The 17,395-nt window shown below is 70.3% G+C and carries 19 protein-coding genes and 1 tRNA gene; 6 read left to right on the plus strand and 14 right to left on the minus strand.

Annotation, left to right across the window (positions count from 1 at the left end; all coding sequences use genetic code 11):
* Positions 1-18: 18 nt before the first annotated feature.
* Genes ACQRWP_RS26135 through ACQRWP_RS26150 form a run of 4 tightly spaced genes read right to left on the minus strand, consistent with a single transcriptional unit; the run spans position 19 to position 2,072 of the window.
* On the minus strand, positions 19-690 hold the full coding sequence (locus tag ACQRWP_RS26135; RefSeq protein WP_430498469.1) for a DUF998 domain-containing protein: 672 nt from the start codon (positions 688-690) through the stop codon (positions 19-21).
* Positions 691-700: 10 nt separating this feature from the next.
* Entirely contained in the window at positions 701-1,120 is a 420-nt protein-coding gene (locus tag ACQRWP_RS26140; RefSeq protein WP_088952055.1) for a VOC family protein, read from the minus strand.
* Between the two features lie 35 nt (positions 1,121-1,155).
* A complete protein-coding gene (locus ACQRWP_RS26145) occupies positions 1,156-1,557 on the minus strand; it encodes a helix-turn-helix domain-containing protein (protein WP_112582884.1) in 402 nt (133 codons plus the stop codon).
* A 32-nt stretch (positions 1,558-1,589) separates the two neighbouring features.
* Positions 1,590-2,072 carry a hypothetical protein gene (locus ACQRWP_RS26150; protein WP_430498472.1) on the minus strand — a complete coding sequence of 161 codons (483 nt, stop codon included), beginning with the start codon at positions 2,070-2,072 and terminating at the stop codon, positions 1,590-1,592.
* A gap of 113 nt (positions 2,073-2,185) precedes the next feature.
* Here ACQRWP_RS26150 and ACQRWP_RS26155 point away from each other — a divergent pair, with 113 nt between their 5' ends.
* Positions 2,186-2,959, plus strand: a complete 774-nt coding sequence (locus ACQRWP_RS26155) for a hypothetical protein (protein ID WP_430498473.1) — start codon at positions 2,186-2,188, stop codon at positions 2,957-2,959.
* A gap of 53 nt (positions 2,960-3,012) precedes the next feature.
* Here the strand turns inward: ACQRWP_RS26155 and ACQRWP_RS26160 are convergent, their stop codons facing one another.
* Positions 3,013-3,282: a hypothetical protein gene (locus ACQRWP_RS26160; protein WP_430498474.1), complete on the minus strand. Its 270-nt coding sequence runs from the start codon at positions 3,280-3,282 to the stop codon at positions 3,013-3,015.
* A gap of 279 nt (positions 3,283-3,561) precedes the next feature.
* A tRNA-Thr gene (locus tag ACQRWP_RS26165) sits at positions 3,562-3,638 on the minus strand.
* A gap of 341 nt (positions 3,639-3,979) precedes the next feature.
* On the opposite strand from ACQRWP_RS26165, the gene ACQRWP_RS26170 reads away from it, so the two are divergent.
* Positions 3,980-5,071, plus strand: a complete 1,092-nt coding sequence (locus ACQRWP_RS26170; protein ID WP_210780867.1) for an ABC transporter ATP-binding protein — start codon at positions 3,980-3,982, stop codon at positions 5,069-5,071.
* 169 nt (positions 5,072-5,240) lie between these two features.
* Entirely contained in the window at positions 5,241-5,840 is a 600-nt protein-coding gene (locus ACQRWP_RS26175; protein WP_430498476.1) for a hypothetical protein, read from the plus strand.
* A gap of 52 nt (positions 5,841-5,892) precedes the next feature.
* Here ACQRWP_RS26175 and rlmB read toward each other — a convergent pair whose 3' ends face one another.
* Both rlmB and cysS read right to left on the minus strand, forming a co-directional pair.
* Positions 5,893-7,026 (minus strand): 23S rRNA (guanosine(2251)-2'-O)-methyltransferase RlmB, encoded by a 1,134-nt coding sequence (gene rlmB / locus ACQRWP_RS26180; RefSeq protein WP_238659111.1) that lies wholly within the window; start codon positions 7,024-7,026, stop codon positions 5,893-5,895.
* Positions 7,026-8,441 (minus strand): cysteine--tRNA ligase, encoded by a 1,416-nt coding sequence (gene cysS / locus ACQRWP_RS26185; protein ID WP_430498478.1) that lies wholly within the window; start codon positions 8,439-8,441, stop codon positions 7,026-7,028. Before cysS ends, rlmB begins: the two co-directional genes overlap by 1 nt.
* A 411-nt stretch (positions 8,442-8,852) precedes the next feature.
* Here cysS and ACQRWP_RS26190 point away from each other — a divergent pair, with 411 nt between their 5' ends.
* Both ACQRWP_RS26190 and ACQRWP_RS26195 read left to right on the plus strand, forming a co-directional pair.
* Positions 8,853-9,461, plus strand: coding sequence for an IclR family transcriptional regulator (locus tag ACQRWP_RS26190; protein WP_430503295.1), 609 nt, complete (start codon positions 8,853-8,855; stop codon positions 9,459-9,461).
* A 332-nt stretch (positions 9,462-9,793) separates the two neighbouring features.
* A complete protein-coding gene (locus ACQRWP_RS26195; protein WP_430498480.1) occupies positions 9,794-10,906 on the plus strand; it encodes a hypothetical protein in 1,113 nt (370 codons plus the stop codon).
* A gap of 205 nt (positions 10,907-11,111) precedes the next feature.
* Here the strand turns inward: ACQRWP_RS26195 and ACQRWP_RS26200 are convergent, their stop codons facing one another.
* The 3 genes from ACQRWP_RS26200 to ACQRWP_RS26210 all read right to left on the minus strand — a co-directional run bounded on the left by ACQRWP_RS26200 (position 11,112) and on the right by ACQRWP_RS26210 (position 14,794).
* On the minus strand, positions 11,112-12,830 hold the full coding sequence (locus ACQRWP_RS26200) for a S8 family serine peptidase (RefSeq protein ID WP_430498481.1): 1,719 nt from the start codon (positions 12,828-12,830) through the stop codon (positions 11,112-11,114).
* A gap of 189 nt (positions 12,831-13,019) precedes the next feature.
* Positions 13,020-13,715: an HAD family hydrolase gene (locus tag ACQRWP_RS26205; RefSeq protein ID WP_430503296.1), complete on the minus strand. Its 696-nt coding sequence runs from the start codon at positions 13,713-13,715 to the stop codon at positions 13,020-13,022.
* Between the two features lie 113 nt (positions 13,716-13,828).
* Entirely contained in the window at positions 13,829-14,794 is a 966-nt protein-coding gene (locus ACQRWP_RS26210; RefSeq protein ID WP_430498483.1) for an EamA family transporter, read from the minus strand.
* Between the two features lie 71 nt (positions 14,795-14,865).
* Between ACQRWP_RS26210 and ACQRWP_RS26215 the strand changes: the two genes are divergently transcribed.
* A complete protein-coding gene (locus tag ACQRWP_RS26215; RefSeq protein WP_430498484.1) occupies positions 14,866-15,426 on the plus strand; it encodes a CGNR zinc finger domain-containing protein in 561 nt (186 codons plus the stop codon).
* Here the strand turns inward: ACQRWP_RS26215 and ACQRWP_RS26220 are convergent.
* The 3 genes from ACQRWP_RS26220 to ACQRWP_RS26230 form a co-directional block, all read right to left on the minus strand.
* Positions 15,393-15,992 carry a GNAT family N-acetyltransferase gene (locus ACQRWP_RS26220; protein WP_430498486.1) on the minus strand — a complete coding sequence of 200 codons (600 nt, stop codon included), beginning with the start codon at positions 15,990-15,992 and terminating at the stop codon, positions 15,393-15,395. The two genes, ACQRWP_RS26215 and ACQRWP_RS26220, sit on opposite strands and share 34 nt — an antisense overlap.
* A 137-nt stretch (positions 15,993-16,129) precedes the next feature.
* A complete protein-coding gene (locus tag ACQRWP_RS26225; protein ID WP_430498488.1) occupies positions 16,130-16,312 on the minus strand; it encodes a DUF397 domain-containing protein in 183 nt (60 codons plus the stop codon).
* On the minus strand, positions 16,303-17,115 hold the full coding sequence (locus tag ACQRWP_RS26230) for a helix-turn-helix domain-containing protein (protein ID WP_430498489.1): 813 nt from the start codon (positions 17,113-17,115) through the stop codon (positions 16,303-16,305). The genes ACQRWP_RS26225 and ACQRWP_RS26230 overlap by 10 nt, the downstream gene beginning before the upstream one ends.
* Positions 17,116-17,395 lie beyond the last annotated feature (280 nt).

Below are 17,395 nucleotides of genomic sequence, written 5' to 3' on the forward strand. Positions count from 1 at the left end.
GGTCCTGCGGCCGTCGGCTCAGTCGGCCCGACCGGACGCCGCCCGCGCGAAGGTGACCGACACCCACAGCCAGCCGGCCGTCACCGCCAGGCCGAACGCCACCATCACGGCCGGTGCCGGCCGGACGATCAGCGTCACCCAGGCCACCGCGAAGAACATCCCGGTCACCAGGCTGTACGCGGCTCGACCGCGCGCCCCCTGCCGGGCGGCCCGACGGGCGGCCACCACCGTCGCCACGATCAGCGACACGAAGGCCACCGCCGCCACCAGGAAGTGCAGCCCCCCGTGCCAACTGATCTCACCGGCGCCCCGAGGCGTACCGGCAGGGAACCCATCGGCCGGGTCGGCGCTGAAGATCGCCGCCCCGACCAGGCCCAGGCCGTAGAGCCCGAGCAGTCGGGGCAACCACACCGATCCGTCGCCTTCGCTGGTACGGCGGCGCAGCGCTTGGGCGGCCAGCGCGCAGAGCACCCCGGTGACCAGGAACGTGACGATCTGGATCCAGCCCAGCTCGCCGGTGCTCAACACGCTGACCGGGTGGCGACGGAAGTCGAAGCCGTCCCGGGTCGCCGCCTGCACGATCGCCGAGCCGACGAAGATCGGGCCGGCGAGCACCCCGCCGATCAACAGCAGGCGGTCCCGACCGACGGCAGTCGGTCGTACCACCGGAAACGCCGCGGCCTGGCTCATCGCCCGCCCCCTACGCCCGGGGGAACATCTGGCCGATGCGGATCCGGTTGCCGAACGGGTCCCGGATGCCGAAGTCGATCCCGTACGGGCGCTCGGTCGGCTCGTCGGTGATCTCGACGCCCTTCGCCACGAGATCCTCGTGCGTCTTGCGGGCGTCGTCCGTGGTCATGAAGAGGTACCCGCCGAGGGCACCCTTGGTGAGCAGCTCCCGGACCTGCTCGGCGGTGGCCGGGTCCAGCGCGGGCGGGCCCGGCTTCTCCAACAGGATCTCGCGCTCCGGGTCGCCGGGCAGGTTGACCGTGAGCCACCGCATGAAGCCGAGGTCCTGGTCGGTGTTGACCTCCATGCCGAGCTTGTTGACGTAGAAGTCAAGCGCGGCGTCCTGGTCGAGGACGTAGATCTGGGAGCGGCTGATCGCGTTCATCGTCATGCCCATGACGCTAGAGGTAGACCGTGACCTGCGGCTTATCCAAAACTGCTGGGTCGGGTCCAGGCTTTGGTGAAGCACGACGGCACGTTGGCCGGCGCGACGCGCTGACGCCGGAAATCCGAGGGCGACTCGCCGACGATCTGTCGGAACGTCCGGCTGAACGTGCCCAGGCTGCCGAAGCCGACGGCGTAGCAGATGTCCGTTACGTCCCGGTCGGTCTCCACCAACAGCGACATCGCCCGCTCCACCCGGCGGCGTTGCAGATAGCGGTGCGGAGTCTCACCGAAGGTGGCCCGGAAGGTACGGATGAAGTGCGCCTGCGAGACGTGCGCGATCCGGGCCAACGCGGGAATGTCCAGAGGCTCGGCGTACGCCCGGTCCATCGCGTCCCGGGCGCGCAGCATCGCCCGGTTCGACTCCTCCACCGCCCGACTCATCTGCCCCCGTCCCGCTCCGCTCGCTGCTCTGGTTACTGGTTGGCCTCGCGCTCCGGACAGTCGGCGTACTCCCAGGTCGCGGTGAGGTCCTGACTCGTCACGATCATCCTGCCGCCGAGACAGGCGATCTCGTGCCGGCACCCCTGCTCGTGCGGCAACACCTCGTCCAACATCACGTCCAGGAGTTGGACCACGTCCAGCTCTCGGTCAGCGGGCTCAATCGTCAGACTCCGCACGCCACGGTAGCGAATGGTCAGGTCTTCCTCATGCTTCCAACAGTTGTGCTGGAGGTACAGCTCAAGCCACCGGCTGCCGTCTGTCTCACCGGACGTCAGTCGCGCGGGCTTCAGGCTCTTGACGCAGCGCTGGCCAAAGAAGTCGTAGTGGCCGGGCTCCGTAGCGAACCTGCGAGCTCCATCAGGCAACGAGTCAGCAAGCGATGGCAACTGCTCGAGGTATGCCTCGGGATCATGAAGGATGCCGTCTCTGGTTCGTTCAAGGCTGACGTATCTCATTGCCGCCCCTCCGCCAATGCGCGACTCGCGGCAGCGCCCTTAGCGGGTCCGTACGTGGACGACCAGGGTCTGCAGCACTGGCGGCAATTGTCTCCGACCCCGACAATTCCGGGGTGCCCACACCCGAGGCGAACGACGCGCTGCGCTGGCTGGCCGAAGAGGGCGTGACGCCGCTCGGTAAGGGACGCTGGTTGGAATCCACCTCGTCCAGTGACCTCGAACGATCCGACAACGACCTCGCCCACGAGTGGGCGGCCGCCGCTCTGGGAGACGACCGGCTAGCCCCGGTGCAGCGGCTACGCACGGGGCTCGGCCTCCTCGATCTGCTCGACGAATACTGGGTGACCGTTGAGCTGCGGAACTTCATCACCGAGCAGGCAGACCCGGTCGTCACCGATGCCTTCTGGGCCGGATACCGGCAGCGCCTCGAAGCCGTCGAACCGGCAGAGCAGGTGCTGTACTCGCTGTGGGTCGACTGGTTCGAGGACCGCGGCACCGTCGAGGCGGCGTTCTCGCAGGTGGCCGGCGACGACGTGCGCCGCGTGCTGGCCCGACGGCGTCTGTGCGATCTCGCCGGCGGCCCGGTGCACCGTCGAGTCGCCCGGGTCCTGGAGCACTCGGGTCCGGTCGGCTGGGCTCACAAACACGATGTCTACGAGGCTGTCGCGACCGTGCCCGAGCTGCGGCTGGCGTTGTTCAAAGGCCTCCGGGCCAGCTACCACGACGTCTACGGCGACCTCGAACCGGTGCCGGCGCTCGCGCTGTTGGACAGCCTTCAGCTGCCCGCGGACACCCCGCACCTCGCCCCGCTGCGGGCGGTGCTGGCGGCTGGTGCTCGCAGCCACTACCGCCACCCGCACCTGTGGGACACCGTGCGTCATGAGTGACACCGGCCCGTTACGGCTGAGCCGTTGCCAAGGCTTACACCCGCAACACCAGATCACCGCGAGTCTTCAGCCGCGAGGCCACCGAATGGTGTTGCCGTCGTCCATCGGAATTGGTGGTCAGGCTCCTCGCGGTACTCCAAAACGCCCGCCTTCACCAGCGCATGCAGCATGTCCCATAGCGCCTGACCGAGTGGATTGTTCGACCAGAACACCCACTTGACCTGCAAGAACGTTTGATCCGTGAACAGGCCCACCGCTCGGCCCAACTCGTACTGGGCGCCATCCACATCCGTCCACTCAGCGAGTTCATCCGCCAGGGCCATGACCACAGATCCTCGCAGCAAACAGAACGCGTGAGTACCGAGCGTGGACGCAAATTTGCCCGACTGATCTTCACGATCGACCTGGTGCTGGCACCGACTCACCCCGATTGCAGCCGGCCGGCGCCTGGTACGGCTTGCTCCTACCGCAGGGGCACGCTCGTGGTGGAGAGCGACGCGGCCGTGATCCTCCGCAGGTCGCGCTTGCCCCGAGTCAGGGTTCAGCTCGACGGTGCCATCGGTCGACTCGCGGCAGTGCCGCTCGGAAAGGTCTGATGTAATTGGAGCCCCCGGCCGGGATCGAACCGGCGACATCTCGCTTACAAGGCGAGTGCTCTGGCCAGCTGAGCTACAGGGGCGCGTGCGTCGAGGTCAGCATAGCGACTGACGTCCGGTTATCCCGATCGCGAGGCCTCCCGAGCATGGGAATCGTCAACAACCCGACGCATGGCCGTTTGACTCGGCGTCGATTGATGTCTGACCGTGCCGGAGTGACCGGAATGCGTAGGCCGCCTGCCGCGTTCGGCGGCCCCCCGCCTTGGCAGCACGGGTAAACGCGTTTACGGTTCACTGACACGGACGACAACCGGGCGCCCCCGCGACCGGGCCGCCGTCCGCTGAACCGGCACGGACACGTGCCGGTTGCTCCTTCACTCGGATCGTCCGGCACGTTCCTGCCGGTGAAAGGAAGCGCTTCACCATGGCTACGGTCACCTATTCCAAGGCGTCCCGGGTCTACCCGGGCCAAGAGCGTCCCGCCGTCAACGAGCTGGACCTCGAGATCGGCGACGGGGAGTTTCTCGTCCTGGTCGGCCCCTCGGGTTGCGGTAAGTCCACCAGCCTGCGGATGCTCGCCGGCCTGGAGGACGTGGACGCCGGTTCGATCTACATCGACCAGCGTGACGTCACCCACCTTCCCCCGAAGGCCCGCGACATCGCGATGGTCTTCCAGAACTACGCCCTCTACCCGCACATGACGGTGTACGAGAACATGGCGTTCGCCCTGAAGCTGCGCAAGACCTCCAAGTCGGAGATCGACCGGCGGGTCAAGGAGGCGGCCGGGCTGCTCCAGCTGGAGGAGTACCTCAGCCGTAAGCCGAAGGCGCTCTCCGGTGGTCAGCGTCAGCGTGTCGCGATGGGCCGGGCGATCGTCCGCGAGCCGCAGGTCTTCCTCATGGACGAGCCGCTGTCGAACCTCGACGCCAAGCTCCGCGTGCAGACCCGTACCCAGATCGCGTCCCTCCAGGCCAAGCTGGGCGTCACCACGGTCTACGTCACGCACGACCAGGTCGAGGCCATGACCATGGGCCACCGGGTCGCGGTGCTGCTCGATGGTGTCCTTCAGCAGGTGGACACCCCGCGGGCGCTCTACGACACCCCGGCCAACGTGTTCGTCGCCGGCTTCATGGGCTCTCCCGCCATGAACATCAAGACCGTTCCGCTGAACGAGCGGGGCGCCGAGTTCGCCGAGCTGCAGATCCCGCTGACCCGGGAGCAGGTCGAGGCGGCCCGCGCCGAGGGTGGCGACGGCAAGGTCACCGTGGGCTTCCGCCCGGAGGACTGCGAGCTGGTCAGCCCGACCGAGGGCGGCATGCCGGTCGTGGTCGAGCTGGTCGAGGACCTCGGCTCGGACGCCAACGTCTACGGCCACGCCGCGCTGGGTGGCAACTCGGAGCGCTTCGTCGTCCGCACCGACCGGCGCAACATGCCGAACATGGGTGACACCGTGTTCGTCAGGCCGGTTGCCGGTCGCAGCCACGTCTTCCACGCCTCCACCGGTGGCCGGATCTGACGTAACGCCGTACCGACAGAGGGGCGGTCCGCTTCGGCGGGCCGCCCCTTCGTCGTACCTGAAGCGGCTCTTCACCCTGTGGAGCCAGCGCCGGGGTGGCTCTGTGGGGTGATTCGGCGCGGCTGGCCGTTCTCGTACGGTCACGGCGACCCGAACCGGAGGAGGGGCCGTGCCCACCGATCTCGCCCAGTCCGCTGCTCACCACCCGACCGCGCGTTCCCGGTCGAACCGGGTGGTCCGCCTGGCCGGCCGGAGCCTCGCCTACTGCGCGACGCTGTTCCCGGTCGCCGTACTCACGCTGGTGACCGCTCCGCTGGGCGGAGCCGGCGCCGCCGTCGCACGCTGGCGTGCCCTGCGTACCGGACTGCTCGGGATGCCACCGACGGCCGTGCCCGGCCGGCGGCCCGGCACGGTCGCGGTGCTCGGCCATGCGCTGCTCAGCCTGCTCGTGGGTGCCGTGGCCCTGCTGCCACTCGGCGTCGAACTGCTGGTGGTGCTGCGTGGCGTGCTGTACGGCCTGGTGGAATCCGGGCCGTACGTCGGCGCCTGGGGTGGTCCGACCCGGGCCGGCGCGTGGCTGGCGCACTTCCTCATCGGTTTGCCGATGGCCGCCGCCGGGCTGGCCGCCCTGATCGGCATCGCCGCTGTGCACCAGCGGCTGACCCGACGCCTGGACGGCGAGCGCGGTCCGCTCTGGTTGCTCCCGACCGTGTTGCTGATGGCGCTCGCCGGGGCGCTGCTCTTCGTCGCGTGGACCCGTCAGATCTGAGCACGAAGGCCCCCTCCCGCGCTCGGCGGGAGAGGGCCATCGTCGACGTGCGCTACAGCTCGACGGAGCGCCGGCGGGCGACCTCGGCCAGGGCGACCGCCGCGGCCACGCTGGCATTGAGCGACTCGACCTCGGAGATCATCGGGATGCTGACGGTCAGGTCGCAGGTCTCCCCGACCAGGCGGGAAAGACCGCGCCCCTCGGAACCGACCACCACCACCAGCGGACCGACCGCGGCCTCCAGGTTGTAGAGGTCGGTGTCGCCGTCGGCGTCCAGGCCGACGACCATGAAGCCAGCGTCGCGGCACGCCTTCAGCGACCGGGTCAGGTTGGTCACCTGCGCCACGGGCACCCGCGCGGCCGCGCCGGCACTCGTCCGCCAGGCGGTCGCGGTGATCCCGGCGGCACGACGTTCGGGTACGAAGACACCCTGCGCGCCGAACGCGGCAGCCGACCGGATCACGGCGCCCAGGTTGCGCGGGTCGGTGACACCGTCCAGCGCGACCAGCAGCGGAGCCTGCTGCTCCAGGGCAGCGGCGACCATGTCCTCGAACGGCTGGTACGCGAAGGGCGGCACCTGCAAGCCGACACCCTGGTGCAGCACCCCGCCGGTCATCCGGTCCAACTCGGCGCGGCTGATCTCCAGGTTGGCGATGCCCCGGTCGGCGGCCGTCCGGATGATCTCGTTGATCCGGTCGTCCATGTCGATGCCCTGAGCCGTGTAGAGCGCAGTCGCCGGCACGTTGGCGCGCAGCGCCTCCAGCACCGGGTTACGCCCGACCAACAGCTCCGGGGTGTCCTTGGACGGGTTGGACTTGCGCCCCGGCGTGACCCGGGGGCCGGACCGGCCGGTGGGCTTGCCGCCCCGTCCGCCGGTGGCAGCACCCCGGCCGCCCGGTACGCCCCGACCGCCACCCCGACCCCAGGTGGTGTCCTTGCTGCCGGGCTGGCCGATCTTGGGGGCGCGCCCCTCCTCGGCCGCCGCGCGGCGCTCCTTGTCCTGCTTCCAGGCGGTGCGCTGGGGCAGCTTCTCGGTGCCCGAGTAGCCCTTGTGCCACGGCCGCTCGTCCGCGGGCAGGGTGCGACCCCGCCCGGCCAACGAGTCCTTGTTCTTGCCGCCGGTGCCCTTGGGGGCGCCTGCCTTCGACGTCAGTCGCCGGCCACGGCGCTGCGAGTTGCCGGCCATCAGTCCTGCTCTCCAATAGTCCAACGGGGGCCCTGGGGGGTGTCCTCGACCACCACGCCGGCCAGCTTGAGCTGGTCACGCACGGCGTCCGCGGCGGCCCAGTCCTTGCGGCCCCGCGCCTGCGCACGCTGCTCCAGGGCCAGCGCGATCAGGGAGTCCACCACGGCACGAAGGTCGTCCGATGGGCCGCCACCGGTCCAGGCCGGGTCGAGGGGGTCGATCCCGAGAATATCCAGCATTGCCCGCACCACGGCCAGCGTGGTGCGGACGGTCACATCGTCACCGACGCTCAGCGCGGTGTTGCCGTCCCGAATGTGCTGTTGCAGCACGGCCAGCGCGGCGGACGTGTTGAGGTCGTCGTCCATCGCCGCGACGAAGCCGGCGGGCAGCTCACCGAGCTGCCCGGCGCCGACCCGCTCGGCGGCCCGCTGCACGAAACCCTCGATCCGCCGGTACGCGGTGGCCGCTTCGCGCAGCGAATCCTCCGAGTAGTCGATCACCGAGCGGTATTGCGCGGCGGCGTAGTAGTAGCGAAGCTCCACCGGCCGCACCCCGAGCGAGTCCACGTACGCCAGGCCCAGCGCGTTGCCGGCGGACTTGCCCATCTTGGCCCCGCCGATGCTCAGCAGCCCGTGGTGCACCCAGTAGCGGGCGAACGGCAACCCGGCCGCCTGGGACTGGGCGATCTCGTTCTCGTGGTGCGGGAACGTCAGATCCAGGCCACCGCCGTGGATGTCGAACTCCGGACCGAGATAGCGCCAGCACATCGCCGAGCACTCGATGTGCCAGCCCGGACGACCCAGCCCCCACGGCGAGGGCCAGTAGGCGTCCGCCGGCTCGTCCGCTTTGGCACCCTTCCACAGCGCGAAGTCGCGCGGATCCCGCTTGCCCCGATCCGGGGCGTCCCCGGCGGACTGCATGGCGTCCGGAGACTGACCCGACAGCGACCCGTACGCCGGCCAGGACGCCACGTCGAAGTAGACGTCGCCGGAGCCGTCGCTCGCCGGGTACGCGTGCCCGTCGGCGATCAACTTCGTGATCAGCTCATGCATCTCGGGGATGTGCCCGGTGGCGCGCGGCTCATAGGTGGGCGCCAACACGTTCAACGACCGGTACGACTCGGCGAGCAGCAACTCGTTGGCGTACGCGATCGACCAGAACGGACGGCCCTGCTCGCCGGCCTTGACCAGGATCTTGTCGTCGATGTCGGTCAGATTGCGAATGAAGGTGACCTCGTAGCCGGCGGCCAACAGCCAACGACGCAGCACGTCATAGTTGACGCCGGAGCGAAGGTGACCGATGTGCGGCGGGGCCTGAAGGGTGAGACCACACAGGTAGACCCCCACCTTGCCGGCTTCCCGCGGGACAAAGTCCCGCACCGATCGGGTGGCGGTGTCATACAGGCGTAGCGTCACCGTACAAGGGTAGCTGTCCGTGCCTGTCCGGGTCCGCCGGTGCCGGGTCGTACGCTGCCAGGCGTGGATGCGACCGCACGCTCCGGTGGCTCCGGTGACCCGCCAGCCAACCCCACCGCCCCCGCCGACCCGGCCTTAGAACGGGCCGCCGGGCCGGCCGACGCGGCCTCCGGGCCGGTTGACGTGGCCTCCGGGTCGGTTGACGTGGCCTCCGGGTCGGTTGACGTGGCCTTCGGGTCGGCCTCCGGCCCGGCCGGCGCGGCCTTCGGATCGTCCGACGCTGGTGGAGGGCGGGCCGACGCGGTCTTCGGGCGGGCCTCCGGCTCGGCCGACGATACCTTTGGGCGGGCCGAGGCTGGCGCGGGGCGGGGCGACGCGGTTGCGGGGCGGGGCGGGGAGACGTCGCAGACGCTGGACCGGGGGTTGCGGCTGCTTCACCTGGTCGCCGACGCCTCTGGCGGTCTGACCGTCACCGAGGCCGCGAATCGGCTCGGCATCGGCCGGGCCGCCGTCTACCGGCTGGTCAGTGCGCTGACCGGGCACGGCATGCTGCGCCGCGACGGAGAAGGTCGACTGCGCCTCGGTGCCGGGTTGCTGCACCTGGCCCGACGGGCCCAGCCGCTGCTCGCCGAGGGTGCGCTGCCCGCGCTACGCCGTCTCGCCGAGCAGGCCGGCGCGACCGCACATCTGACCGTCGTCGAAGGTGGCGAGGGCGTCGCCCTGGCCGTGGTCGAGCCGAGCTGGACGTCGTTCCACGTCGCGTACCGGACCGGGGCACGGCATCCACTGGACCGGGGAGCGGCCGGCCGGGCGATCCTGGCTGGTCGCGCCGGGGTGGCAGAGCCCGTGAGTAGCAGCGGAGAGTTGCAGGCCGGGGCGTACGGGGTGGCCGCACCGGTGCTCGGCGTACCCGGGCTGGAGGCCAGCGTCGGCGTGGTCGCGCTCGCCCCGCTGGACGTCGACACGATCGGCCCCCAGGTGCTGGCCGCCGCCCGAGCCATCACCACCGCCCTCAGCTGACCCCGACCGCCGCGCGCCCTCACCTCAGCGCCCCGCGCGTCACCTCACCGGCCCCGCGCGCCGCCTCACCGCCCCGCGCGCCCGCGCCCCGCGCCCGCGCCTTGATCAACTCGGGTTCACGGAAGTGGCGGTATCCCAAGCCCGGTGACCGCCCGACTTTCAGGAACGCGAGTGGATCAAGGCGCGGGGGCGGCCCGAATGCCTGATCCGGCTGGTTGCCATAGCACGATCGACAGGCGGATTCGTGGTTGTCCACAGGTCCGGCGGCACCCGCAGGCCGGGTTGTCCACAGGGCTTTCGGCGCCCAGTCCGCGGTCGGCAGGCTGCTCGGCATGCCACCACGTCCGCACCGCCCCGATGCCCTGGCCTGGCAGGTCTTCCGCGGCTCCGAAGCTGTCCGGGACGGCCTGCTCACCGAACATCAGTTGCGCAACTCCGCCTGGGTGCGGTTGCGCCACGACATCTACGCCGACTCGCGGCTGGACCGGGACCACGCCCTCGCGTGTCGCGCCGCCCTCCTCCGGTTACCGCCCGGAGTGGTGGTCGGCGGCCCGTCCGCCGCCTATCTGCACGGCGTCCAGCACGCCGCGAGCTTCACCGACGATGTGCACGTCCTCGTGCCCCGACCGCTGCGGATCGGCCCACAGCGCGGCCTGCGCGTGCACGTCAACGCCATCACCCCGCTCATGCCGGATGCAGGACGACCCTCGAGCGCTGGCCGTCCACGTGATGCAGCGCGACCTACGGGAGTAGGCCGCCCACCTGCCGGCGGAATGTCACCACGCCCAGCACGGCACGTGTCCCGCCCGGCCGCCGTGTCCGTCGGAGCAGGAGGCATGGTCGCGGCCGGCCGGGGCGATGGGTGGGTGGCGACGAGTCCGCTCGGGTCCAGCGAGCGGGACCTCCCGATCCCCCGGTCAGACCCCGGCCGGGCTGCCTGGGAGACGGCTGTCTGGCTCGACCCGGTCCGGGCGGTCGCCATCGTCGATTCGCTGCTCGGGCAGGGGCTGGCCGATCGCGAGACCCTGGCCGTCATGGCTGCCCGCAATGCTGACCGGCCGGGCGCGCGACGAGCACGTTGGGTGTTCGACCTGGCCGACGGCGGAGCCGAGTCCCCGCCGGAGTCACACCTCCGCGTGCGGTTGGTGCTGGGTGGGCTGCCGCGCCCCGCCGTTCAACATCCGGTACGCCTGCCCACCGGCGTTGTTCTGCACCCCGACCTGGCCTGGCCGCAATATCGGGTGGCGGTGGAGTACGACGGCAAGTGGCACTCCGACGCGGAGCAGCTGCACCGCGATCGCCGTCGGCTGAATCAGCTGGTCGGCGCGGGTTGGCTGGTCCTGCACGTGACCAGCCGGCGGCTGCACGGCGAGTTCCCGGCGGTGCTTCGTGAGGTACGCGACGCGCTGGTCAGCCGCGGCTGGCGACAGGGATCGTCCAGATGACCAGGATCAACTCGAGTTCCTGGAAACCGCGCCATCCTTCAGGCACCAACACCGCGCCTTCCAGGAAACCGGGTCGATCATGAGTGATGCCGGGCGACGGCGGCCCGGGACGACGGGCCCGGACGACCGCAGGGCCCGGTCGACGAGAGTCGACCGGGCCCCGGAAGCTGGTGGCGGTTGGGCCACCTCCGTAGTGCGATGTGCGCTACGGGCGGGCGTTCGGCTTGAGCGGAGTCTTCACCGCCGCGTAGGCGTCGACGATCCCGTAGCCGTAGAAGCCGTTGAAGTTGACCCCACCGGCGCAGTACGCGTCGTAGGTCTCGTCCCGGCCCTCGTTGCGGTACTGCTGGAGGCGCGGCTCCGGGCACGCGTGCTCGGCGGCCGTGCGGTAGAGGTGCTGCTCGACCTGGTCCGGCGACATCCCGAAGCCAGTCCGACCCTGCGCCTTGCCGTGCCGGCTGACGATCAGCGCGGCGACACCGGCGGCGTGCGGGGACGCCATCGAGGTGCCCTGGAGGTACGTGTAGTAGCCGCACTCACCGTTGGCCTTGCACTGCTTGAAGACCTCGTTGGCGATCCGGGGGTCGATGTTGCCATCGGCGTCCACCCGTGGGTCCGGGATGGTCGCGGAGATCGGCTCCTCCTGGAGCACCTTCAGCGGGTACGTGGAGAGGATCATGTTGGCCGGGGTCCGGTGGGTGTCGGTGCCGAAGCCGTCCCGGAACCAACCACCCGGCGCGGCGACCGAGATCTGCTCGGTGCCGTAGTTGGAGAAGTCCGACTTCTTGCCGGACGGGCCAACCGACGACACACCGATCACGTGCGGGCCCTCGGTGGGCAGGTCCCAGCAGCTCTCGTTGTCGATCGGGCGGTCATACGGGTCGGCGCCGTAGTCGGGGCTCGTGACGTCGGTTCGCGGCGCGCCCAGGTCCTCGTTGTTGTTGCCGAGCGCACCGACGAGGGTCACGCCCTTGTTGTGCGCGAAGATCAGCGCCCGCTTCATCGCCTTGATGATGGCCCGCTGCTCGGCCTGGTCCTCGGGCGAGTCGGCCGGGTTGGCGGTGCAGTTGTACAGCCACGGGTCGACATAGAACGACATGTTGACCACGTCGATCCCGGACCGGCCGGCGTAGACCAGCGCGTTGACCACCGGGTCAAGGAAGAAGTAGCCGGAGTCCTGGCCGCCCTTGAGCTCGACCAGCGAGACGTTCGGGGCGACACCGGAGAGGCCGAAGCCGTTGGCCGCAGCGCCGATGGTGCCGGCGACGTGGGTGCCGTGCCCGCCGTCGTCGGTGCCGACCGGGTCGAGGCAGCTCTGCACCTCGCAGGGGCCGTCCACGTCGGTCAGGTCGGGGGCGAAGTTGCGCGACAGCGACCAGTTGAAGTTCGGCGCGATGTCCGGGTTGCTGGCGTCGACCCCGGTGTCCAGTACGCCGACGGTCACCCGACGGTCACCCGGTTCGATCTTGCGAGCCTTGTCGGCCCGGATCATCTCCAGGCCCCACAGCTTCTCGTCGAGCGGATCGAGCTTGGCGCCCTTCTTGGCAGCACCGGCAGCACCGGCACGAGCACCGGCAGCGGCCAGCAGGTGCTCCTGCTCGACCCGGTCCAGCTTCGGCTTGCGGCCGATGGCCTTCTGCTCGGCGGCACCGATCAGCGTCGACGCGGCGGTCGCCCTGGCCGCGAAGTCGGCCCGGTCGCTGCTGACCTGGAACATGCCGACCTCGTCGGACCGGGACACCACCGTGCCGCCAGCTGCCCGGATCGCGGCGACGGCCGTATCGGTGGCGACGCCATCCTCGGCGACGACGGTGAAGGTGCGGGAGTCGCTCGGCGCGGCGTTGGCCGGCACACCCAACCCCGTAGCCGTAAGTGCCAGCACAGCCGCGATCGCGACCGTACGGGCGGTGAAGCGCTTGCTCACCACATCGGATCCTCTCGTTGAGGGACGTGGCAGCCATCACACAACAACGATCCGGATTACGCCAGTTGAGCGCCCGTTATGGCCGTGAATCCCGCCAGTTCGAGCCGCCCCTCGGCCGCACAGACACAGGCCGCAGAGACAGGCCGCACAGACAACGACAGCACAGACACACTCACCGGCCGCGTCGACTCACACACCTACCGCGTCGACGCCCAGATTCGCCAGCGCGGCCGGCAGCTCGGCCAAGCTGGAAACCTCGGCGTCGGGCGGGCAGCCGAGGGGGCGGGGCAGGCCGAGCCGGTTCAGCCACACCGATCGCAGGCCGGCCCGCTGGGGCGCCACCACGTCGTGCTCCCACGAGTCGCCGACGTACACGACCTGCTCGGCTGGCACCCCGGCCGCCGCGACCACCGCGGCGTAGAACTCCGGGGCCGGCTTCTTGGGCAGGCCGTTCTCGTGCGCGTACAGCTCGAAGGCGAACTCGCCGGCGAGCCCGCACCGTTCGGCGCGGCTGTTGCCGTTGGTGGCGAAGCCCAGCGTGTAGCGGCCGCGCAGCGTGGCCAGCGCCGGTGGTACGTCCGGAAACGGTCGGGTGAGAGCGAAGCGCTGGGCGAAGAAGAGGTCCGCGATCTCGTCCAGGTGGTTGACCAGCGCGGCGCGGGCCAGCGACCGGGCCAGTGCGGCGCGCCGGATCTCCGCCACCGGGGCGGCCTTCAGCTCGCCGAAGACCGCGCCCCAGTCCGACTCCAGTTCGGCGAGCGTCACCCCGGCCGCCGCAGTTGTGCGTCGCCGCATCTCGTCGAGCACGGCCACCAGCCCGCCCGTGACCGCTGGACGCAGGTCCAACAGCGTCTCGTCAGCGTCGAACACCACAGTGGTCAGCACGACACCCACTCTCTCACCGACCGCCGAACACACCGACCGCCGAACACACCGACCGCCGAGGCCACCGACCGCCGAACCTCACCGAACATCGAGGGCACGCCGACCGCCGAACCTCACCGACCGTCAAGCGCCAGCTCGGGCTCGGGCGTGACCGGCGCGGGCGTCGAGGGCGACCCGCGCAGCTCGTCGAGGCGTACCAGGGCGACACCGGCGACGATCAGCGCACCGCCGAACAACTGCCAGCCGGTGGGCAGCTCGTTCAGGAACAGCCAGGCGATCAGCACCGCGAAGAGCACCTCGGTCAGCCCGACGAACGACGACAGGCGGGGCCCGAGGATCCGGGTGCCGGCGATGCCGGCGAGGTACGCGATGACGGCGGCCACCAGCGACAGCCCTGCGATGGGCACCAACCAGCTGGTGGGCTGCCCGGCGAAGGTGACCTCACCGAAGGTGGCATGCAGCGGCAGCAGGCCGGTCAGCCCGATGAGGAGCAGCACGCCGGCACCGACGGCCATTCCACCGCTGGCCATGGCGACCGAGGGCAGCCGGGGGTCGACCCGACCGGCGAGGACGAAGTATCCGGCCAGGCCGAACGCCGCGCCCAACCCCCAGAGCACGCCCACCGGGTGGAAGTCGGCGGTGCCGGCGAGGTCGAGCACGAACGCCAGCCCGGCCAGCGCGGCCACCGACCCGGCGACGGTGAGCCGGCGGGGCGGCTGCCCGTGCCGCAGCCACATCCAGACCACGACGAGGATGATGCCCAGGTATTCCAGCAGCAGCGCCACACCGACCGGCAGGTAGCGCACAGCGTTGAAGAAGCACACCTGGGCCAGCGCCACCCCGAGGAGCCCGAACAGCCCGATGGCCGTGGCGTTGCTTCGTAGCACGTGCCATTTGCCCCGCAGCGACAGCAGGGCGGGGATCGCCAGCACCAGGGCAGCCACGCCGACGCGGGCGATCACCGCGGACTCGGCTGACCAGCCGGCCTCGATGAGCGATCGCGCGAAGGTGCCGGAGGTGGCGAAGGTGACTGCGGAGAGCAGCGCCAACCCGACGCCGGCAGCAGGTCGTGAGTGCATGTCGCGCTCCTCGCAATGGGCACCGTGTCATGGGCAAACTATCCTTGTACTGATGACGCTAGGCGGAAGCCATGACAGGAGTCAAGTTGCTATTCGCTCATGACACCGAGTGTTCGCTGATCGCCGCCGCGGCGCTGGTCAACACCGCAGGTCGGGACGGTGAGTTGCTGCCCGACATCGCGGCACTGGACGCGTTCTTCGTCCGCTACTCCTACAGCGGCCGGCACGAGCACACCGACGCCGAGCTGCACGCCGTCCGGGAGCTTCGCCCTCAACTGCGCCGCATCTGGTACGCCGAGCCACCCGAGATCGTCGCGGTGGTCAACGGTCTGCTGCTGGAACACAAGGCGCTGCCCCAGCTCATCGAGCACGACGACGAGCCGTACCACCTGCACGCCGTGCCCCGCGACGCGCCGCTGGCCACCCGGATCGCGGTCGAGGCCGCCATGGCGATGGCCGACCTGGTTCGTACCGGCGAGCTGAGCCGGCTGCGGATCTGCGAATACCCGGACTGCGACAACGTGGTCGTCGACCTGTCCCGCAACCGGTCCCGGCGGTTCTGCGAGGCCGGCTGCGGCAACCGCGCCGCGGTGACCGCCTACCGCGCCCGCCGAGCCGCCGGCCGCTCCTGACCGACGGACGCCCACTCCTCGGCCCGCACCTCGTACTCCACCTCGCCCTGCTCGGTGCCCGGAATCGGATGGTCCCACTGAAGGTGGAAGGTCCGCACGTAGTGCAGCCCGGCCTTCACCATCACCCGCCGGGAGCGTTCGTTGACCGTCATCGTCTCGGCCCAGACCCGACGCACCCCGACAATGTCGAAGGCGTACCGGACCAGCGCCCGCGACCCCTCGGTGGCCAGCCCTCGCCCCCACGTCGAGCGGCGCAGCCGGTAGCCCAACTCGGCTTCCGTCCCGTCCGCCGACGGGTCCAACGCGAACCAGCCCAGGAACTCGCCGGACTTCCGATCATGCGCCGCCCACCGACCCAGCCCGGGATGCCTGTCGTACTGGGTCAGCAGCCTCGGCAACTGCTCGTCGCGCACGGTGGCCAGCGGGGTCGCCACGCCACCGGTGAGGAAACGCATCACCTCGGGGTCGCTGTCCAACTCGACCAGCGCGTCCACGTCGGCCATGGTCAGCCGCCGCAACCGCAGCCGCTCGGTCCCCCCCGGCACACCAGCGCCATCGTCACCCATAGCCCGGATCATCCATCCCTGCTCAAGACCCCGTCGAGCCGTTTATCCGGGCCGTCCGCAAGCCGGCGCACGTTCGGCAGCAACGTCGACGACGTAGCGCGGGAAACCCGACCGCCGTCGCGGGCGAGGCGGTCGCGTCAGCGCGGGGGCGCGACCACGAAGAGCCGCCAGGAGTACGCGTCGACAACGAGCACGGGCCCGTCCGAGTCCTTGCTGTCTCGCACCCCGACGACCTCCCCGAGATTCGTCGCCACCTCCACGCAGTTGTTGTCCTGGTTGCTGCGGCTGCTCTTACGCCATCGAGCGTCGGTCAACTCCACGACTCGGCCACCTCGCTGATCAATTCGATGGACGCCTGCGGGGGCAGGGCTTCGCCCAAGCTAGCCTCCCAGACCCGCTGCAACCGCAACAGATCCTGCGGCTGGTCCAGCTCCTGGCCGCGAACCTGGCACTCCATATAGGCCAATTCCGTGCCGTCGGGCAGGGCGGCGAGCGCGAACTGCCCGCCGAGGCCCGGATATTCCTCGGCGGATCGCGGCACCACGTGCAGCCGGACCCGAGGATGCCCGGTGGCGATGCCGGCCAGGTGCAGCGTCTGGTCACGCATCACCTTCCGCCCGCCCACCCGTCGCCGCAGCACTGCCTCGTCCAGCACCGCCACGATCTGCGGCGCACGTTCGCTATGCAGCACTTCCTGACGATTCATTCGGTCGGTCAGTCGCCGGTCAACCTCCTCGGGAGCGAGCAGGCCGCCAGCCTCGAAGACCGCTCGCGCGTAGTCCTCCGTCTGGAACAGTCCGGGCACGTAGCGAGGCTCGTACCACCGGACCGTGCGCGCCTGCTCGAAGATCGCCTGCCAGCCGCGTAGCCAGGGCTGCGCCCGGTCCAGGCTGACGAGTTCGGTGGACATCCGGCCGAAGAGGCCGCCGGTGTCCAGGGCGCGGTCGACGAGTTCCAGGTATTTGGCGGTGGGCGGCTGCTGCCCCAGCTCGACGGCGCTGACCATCGACGCCGAGTAGTTGACCGCCTTGGCCAGCTCGTCCTGACTCCATCCGCGTCGAGCCCGCGCCCGCCGCAGTTCCGCGATCAGGAACGCCGCCGCCGTCATCTGTCCATCGGCCATGCCGTGCCCGCCCTCCACCCCGCCGACGATCATCTCCAGCCGGTCGCCAGCGGCGGTGCCACCCAGAACAGGGCGACTATGACGACGCGACCAAACCCTTCCGACCGTAGTCGCCTGATCACCAGACTGTGAAGTGCGGCGCCGCTCCCCGTCCCCCGGGATCTGCCGGCACCGCTCGGGACCGCCCGCTCCCCCGTGCCGGGCGGTCCCACCTCAAAGACAGCCACGACCGGCGCGAGCCACGACCGGAGTGCACCCATCAGCACAAGCGGAGGCGATG

It is taken from the genome of Micromonospora trifolii (genome assembly GCF_050516465.1).
In the GTDB taxonomy this organism is placed as follows: Bacteria; Actinomycetota; Actinomycetes; order Mycobacteriales; family Micromonosporaceae; genus Micromonospora; species Micromonospora trifolii.

Bases quoted from the DNA above. Each gene is read 5' to 3' on its own strand.
- ACQRWP_RS26140 (WP_088952055.1), bottom strand. From the start codon at position 1,120: ATGACGATGAACGCGATCAGCCGCTCCCAGATCTACGTCCTCGACCAG.
- ACQRWP_RS26135 (WP_430498469.1), bottom strand. From the start codon at position 690: ATGAGCCAGGCCGCGGCGTTTCCGGTGGTACGACCGACTGCCGTCGGT.
- ACQRWP_RS26145 (WP_112582884.1), bottom strand. From the start codon at position 1,557: ATGAGTCGGGCGGTGGAGGAGTCGAACCGGGCGATGCTGCGCGCCCGG.
- ACQRWP_RS26195 (WP_430498480.1), top strand. From the start codon at position 9,794: ATGCCACCACGTCCGCACCGCCCCGATGCCCTGGCCTGGCAGGTCTTC.
- ACQRWP_RS26215 (WP_430498484.1), top strand. From the start codon at position 14,866: ATGACAGGAGTCAAGTTGCTATTCGCTCATGACACCGAGTGTTCGCTG.
- ACQRWP_RS26220 (WP_430498486.1), bottom strand. From the start codon at position 15,992: ATGGGTGACGATGGCGCTGGTGTGCCGGGGGGGACCGAGCGGCTGCGG.
- ACQRWP_RS26210 (WP_430498483.1), bottom strand. From the start codon at position 14,794: ATGCACTCACGACCTGCTGCCGGCGTCGGGTTGGCGCTGCTCTCCGCA.
- ACQRWP_RS26230 (WP_430498489.1), bottom strand. From the start codon at position 17,115: ATGGCCGATGGACAGATGACGGCGGCGGCGTTCCTGATCGCGGAACTG.
- ACQRWP_RS26170 (WP_210780867.1), top strand. From the start codon at position 3,980: ATGGCTACGGTCACCTATTCCAAGGCGTCCCGGGTCTACCCGGGCCAA.
- ACQRWP_RS26150 (WP_430498472.1), bottom strand. From the start codon at position 2,072: ATGAGATACGTCAGCCTTGAACGAACCAGAGACGGCATCCTTCATGAT.
- ACQRWP_RS26160 (WP_430498474.1), bottom strand. From the start codon at position 3,282: ATGGCCCTGGCGGATGAACTCGCTGAGTGGACGGATGTGGATGGCGCC.
- rlmB (WP_238659111.1), bottom strand. From the start codon at position 7,026: ATGGCCGGCAACTCGCAGCGCCGTGGCCGGCGACTGACGTCGAAGGCA.